This is a genomic window from Fontibacter flavus (genome assembly GCF_042432905.1).
Taxonomy (GTDB): Bacteria; Bacteroidota; Bacteroidia; order Cytophagales; family Cyclobacteriaceae; genus Fontibacter; species Fontibacter flavus.
Map to the genome: position 1 here is coordinate 1 of NZ_JBHLWI010000021.1, position 4,281 is coordinate 4,281.

6 protein-coding genes are annotated in these 4,281 nt (G+C 37.4%); all 6 read left to right on the forward strand.

The features are described from left to right. Nucleotides 1-198 precede the first annotated feature (198 nt). Nucleotides 199-1,287 (forward strand): plasmid recombination protein, encoded by a 1,089-nt coding sequence (locus tag ACFFIP_RS07845; protein WP_382387049.1) that lies wholly within the window; start codon nt 199-201, stop codon nt 1,285-1,287. A gap of 65 nt (nt 1,288-1,352) precedes the next feature. Next, on the forward strand, nt 1,353-1,604 hold the full coding sequence (locus tag ACFFIP_RS07850; RefSeq protein ID WP_139384573.1) for a hypothetical protein: 252 nt from the start codon (nt 1,353-1,355) through the stop codon (nt 1,602-1,604). Beyond that, nucleotides 1,601-1,885: a type II toxin-antitoxin system YafQ family toxin gene (locus ACFFIP_RS07855; protein ID WP_079592391.1), complete on the forward strand. Its 285-nt coding sequence runs from the start codon at nt 1,601-1,603 to the stop codon at nt 1,883-1,885. Before ACFFIP_RS07850 ends, ACFFIP_RS07855 begins: the two co-directional genes overlap by 4 nt. 334 nt (nt 1,886-2,219) lie before the next feature. Then, complete coding sequence (locus ACFFIP_RS07860; RefSeq protein WP_111625672.1) at nt 2,220-3,236, forward strand: replication initiation protein; 1,017 nt, start codon at nt 2,220-2,222, stop codon at nt 3,234-3,236. 13 nt (nt 3,237-3,249) lie between these two features. Next, on the forward strand, nt 3,250-3,519 hold the full coding sequence (locus tag ACFFIP_RS07865) for a hypothetical protein (RefSeq protein ID WP_111625673.1): 270 nt from the start codon (nt 3,250-3,252) through the stop codon (nt 3,517-3,519). Nucleotides 3,520-3,783: 264 nt separating this feature from the next. Continuing rightward, nucleotides 3,784-4,155, forward strand: coding sequence for a hypothetical protein (locus ACFFIP_RS07870; protein WP_382387050.1), 372 nt, complete (start codon nt 3,784-3,786; stop codon nt 4,153-4,155). Nucleotides 4,156-4,281: the final 126 nt, after the last annotated feature.

Consider the following 4,281-nt stretch of genomic DNA (forward strand, 5'->3'; position numbering starts at 1 on the left):
CCTCTGTCTTAATCTTCCTCAAAAAGATTTGATATTTCCCCCTTGGAAAATCTCAAATCTAAAAAACCGAAAATCTATTGGATGTTCGGTTTTTTTCGACAACATTTGTTCCATGTTGTAGCACACTATAACCCTAAAGGGTTGTGTGCTCCTAGCGGAGGGCTATGATTGCCTTTTGCAATCATCAAAAAAAAGCATATGGCACAAGCTTCTATTCACTTCGAGCCGGTTAAGCCCGGCAGCGAAGTCCACAATTACCGCCTCAAATCTTTCGATTATGTGCGGAAAGATCTTTCCCATCTTAACGAAAGTTGGGCAAGCTCTACAATCCCCGAAATAAGAGCTGATGTAAATACCAGGTATCTCAAATCTGTTGGCCAGAAAATGCAGAAAAAAGCGACTCCAATTAGGGAAGCTGTAGTTAACATTAATGAAAATCATACCCTTAAAGACCTTCAAAAATTGTCTAAGGCTTTGGAAGACCGATTTGGAATTAGAACCTTCCAAATCCATATTCACAAAGATGAAGGGCATCAGAAGTCAAAGAAGGAATGGAAACGTAATCTACACGCTCACCTAGTATGTGACTGGACTGACAAGGTTACAGGGAAGTCCCTAAAGCTGAATCAAAAAGATATGATAGAGATGCAAGACTTAACAGCCCAAATAATGGGTATGGAAAGAGGTGTCAGCTCTGATAAAAAACGACTCAGTTCTATACAATTCAAGATTGAAAAGGAGTGGGAGAAGCTTGAGCAGGTCCTGGTAAACATCAACAACCTGGAGGTTCAGGCCAGACAACTCTCCAGTCAGAAAAAAATCAACGAGGAAGAGCTAAAAGAAATCCAAAACGATTTGAGCCGATTTAAGGCCATTAGAAGAGACTTTGACAAGCTTAGCGACAAATATATCGTCAAAAACTTTTTAGGCCTCATAGACGCCTCAAAAACGGCTGAAAACATAAAAGTATTAGCTTTGAATAATCGGGATTTGGAAAAAGAGGTAAAATCATGGAAAGAAGCTTTTGGGCGAGAGCGCAAACAGAAAAGTGAAGGAATAAACCAATATGATGCCTTGATGAAAAGGTTTAAAGAAAGTAGAAATGCGTTCAAGGACACTTTTATTGTCTTGCAAAGCAAAGGTAAATTATCCTTCTCCGCTTATGGGGAAAAGGCAATGAAAGAGATTTTCCAAAAAGAGTTTGGCGAATCAATAGAAAAAACGTTAGAAGATATTCAGAAAAAAAATTCGGTTAAGAAGGGAAAAGACAAAGGTTTAGGGATTTAAGCATTTTAAAAGGAAACTTTTCAGATTATATTTGTGTATTACAAAAAGTTACAAATGATATCAAAATGAACACTACCGCAGAAAGAAAATCAAGATCAGTAAGAATTAAAACAGCTTTGGATAAACACCTGGAGGAGTTGGCTAAGGAAGAAAATAGGAGCGTAAATAACTTGATCGAAACACTACTGGCTAAAGCTTCAGGGTTCAAAGAGCCAAATGAAGAGACCAGGAGAGCCATTGAGGAAACGGATAAGGAAATAGACACCCTCAAAAAATATAAGTCTGCTCAGGAAGCATTTGACGACATTCTCGGATGAGCTACGAACTAATATTCTCCAACAAGGCTAAAAAAGATCTTAAGAGGTACAAGAGTAACAAAAGGGGATTGGAAGCCTTGAAAACAATCATTGACAAACTTGTCGATGGTGGCCATCAGGCTATCCCTGAAAGTAACAGACCTCACAAGCTCAGCGGTAACTATGAAGGGAGATGGGAATGTCATGCTCTACCCGATCTACTGATCATCTGGAGGCAGGATGAAAAACCAGAAAAAAGAATCGTAATCTACCGAGTTGGGTCACATTCTGAATTGTTTTAAATTATATTTTTAGTTGCCGTTGCCCGATCTTGCGTAAGCTTTTTTCCCTCCCTTTTTGTTTTTGGTTTTTCATTTTTTTTCCCCAAAAGCTTTTTCGGTTTGTACCGACTTTTTTTGTTTTAAAGGCCATTTTTTGTGCGGTTGGGAAGACATACTATAATAGTGGTTTAACTATAATAGTTGATACTATAAGGTGTTTTTTGAATAAACCTACGTTTATGCCGTCAAAGCAGGCTATTAAACCTACGTTTATGCCGTCAAATTGAATATTAAACCTACGTTTATGCCGCCTATTCCTATTTGTTTTTTATAAATAGGTTTATTAAATTTCGAAATGGATAAAAGAAAAACTCAAATCAGTCTTCCTTTGATCATTGAGGAGAAGCGGTTAAAGGAAGTGGTAACCCAGCACTGGAATCTTACTTTCGCAAGGCAAGGGAAAATATCTGTCGTGGCCAAAAGAATGATGGCAGTGGTTCTTGCTCAGATTCAGAGTAATGATCTGAAGTTAAAGCCATACTACGAATTTAAGGCCTCAGATGTGGTACGAAGTTCTGATGGAGGGGGTAGTGCTTATGAAGCTTGTAAAAAAGCATTCGTAGAACTTGCTTCATCTGTTTGGATGATTGAGGATTTTGAAAACAAGCAGTTTGAGCCAAGAAACATCCTTGACACAACCAAGACCACTAAAAGGGATGGATTTAAAACGTCTTACGATAATGGAAACATCACTATTGCTTTGAACCCTGCCCTAGAAGATTATTTCATTGGCCTTGCACATCATACCAGTTGGGAACTTCAAAACTACATGAATTTCGAAAGTTGGTATTCTATGCGGTTCTGGGAGTTACTTTCAGCTTTCAGGGATACTGGTAAGTGGTATGTATCCCTTGATGAATACAGAAAATTAATGGATTGTGAAAAAAAATATAAAGATGTTAACCGATTGATAAAAGTAACAACTAGTGAGCCACTTGAAGAGCTGAGGGGTACAATTTTGGAGTTTACTTTTGAGAAAGTTTTCGATAAGTTTTCGGGTCGTGGAAGACCTCCAGTAATAGGGCTGAACTTTACTCTTACTCAGGAAAAAACAACACCTGAAGCAACTTTAGAAAAGTGGAAAAAAACTAGCCCTGAGCATGAAAAAGTAATAAGAGAGTTAAATAAAAAGTGGAAAATTCATCCTGCTACATTGATTAAACACCTCCCAATTATCAAAATGGAAGGAGCTAAGGGACTTATTAAATCTTTTGAGAAGACAGAGAGATCAAACCGAAAAATAGACTCCAGAGAAAAATACTGCAACAAAGCAATCAAAGATTTATCGGACCAAATTTCAGGCAAAAACTAAAAACATAATAACAATGTACAATATTTTAGAAAGTAGAATCGAGTTTAAAAACAACCAACTATTCAGGATTACGGTATTGGTTGAAATGTCAATAGGTGATGTAAGGGCAATTTATGCCGATACAAATCTAAAGGCAGGCTATTTGGTATTGAAGCCGAATCAGGAAATTAGCAAAGAATTACTCCAGCAAGTAGCGGGGTATGGTTCTGAAAGGAGAGATAAAGATGATATGTTCCCAGGATGGCACTCAAAGCTCACTGAGTTGCGTGCCATTGGTGGATAACTGTCCCACAAACGGGACAGTTGATACGGACTACCCGTAAATCTTGACGGGTATTTCGTCATCTGTGACGGACTAACCGTAATTTTTGACGGGTACTTTGATTTAGGGTTAGAGTATTGAAAAATACCCTGTACAGGGTATAAATTAATACCCTAAATCAAAAGATTTGGTAAAGCTACTAGGGTACAGATTTATACCTTAACCCCATTTAAATAAAATAGAGCGTGTTTTTTTCGAATAAACTGACTTTAAAAAGACAAGAAAATGGATAAAGAAGAAATGATACTCGTATTGATTGAAAAACAAGAAAATACTATACGAGACTTGATCAAGGAGCTGTCAGATTTGAGGGGCCGATTGGCGAGTTTACCCTCTGTAGAATCAGACCATGATAATTTTCCAATTGAAGCTCCAATTGAAGGGCACAGCTTCCAGATTAGAACGAATAGAAACGTTGCTGATTCAATTCAATATGTTTCTGATCTTGAAGAAAAAACAAATTCAAAACGATCTTATAGGGTTTCTGCAGTTCATCATTTGGGAAACACTTCTGTTCTTGATATTTACTCCTCAGAACCATCCATCAACGAGGAAGATATATTCTGGTTAGGTTACTTATCTGCTTTAGACAAGTAACCTCTGTCTTAATCTTCCTCAAAAAGATTTGATATTTCCCCCTTGGAAAATCTCAAATCTAAAAAACCGAAAATCTATTGGATGTTCGGTTTTTTTCGACAACATTTGTTCCATGTTGTAGCACAC

Bases quoted from the DNA above. Each gene is read 5' to 3' on its own strand.
- ACFFIP_RS07845 (WP_382387049.1), top strand. From the start codon at position 199: ATGGCACAAGCTTCTATTCACTTCGAGCCGGTTAAGCCCGGCAGCGAA.
- ACFFIP_RS07860 (WP_111625672.1), top strand. From the start codon at position 2,220: ATGGATAAAAGAAAAACTCAAATCAGTCTTCCTTTGATCATTGAGGAG.
- ACFFIP_RS07870 (WP_382387050.1), top strand. From the start codon at position 3,784: ATGGATAAAGAAGAAATGATACTCGTATTGATTGAAAAACAAGAAAAT.
- ACFFIP_RS07850 (WP_139384573.1), top strand. From the start codon at position 1,353: ATGAACACTACCGCAGAAAGAAAATCAAGATCAGTAAGAATTAAAACA.
- ACFFIP_RS07865 (WP_111625673.1), top strand. From the start codon at position 3,250: ATGTACAATATTTTAGAAAGTAGAATCGAGTTTAAAAACAACCAACTA.
- ACFFIP_RS07855 (WP_079592391.1), top strand. From the start codon at position 1,601: ATGAGCTACGAACTAATATTCTCCAACAAGGCTAAAAAAGATCTTAAG.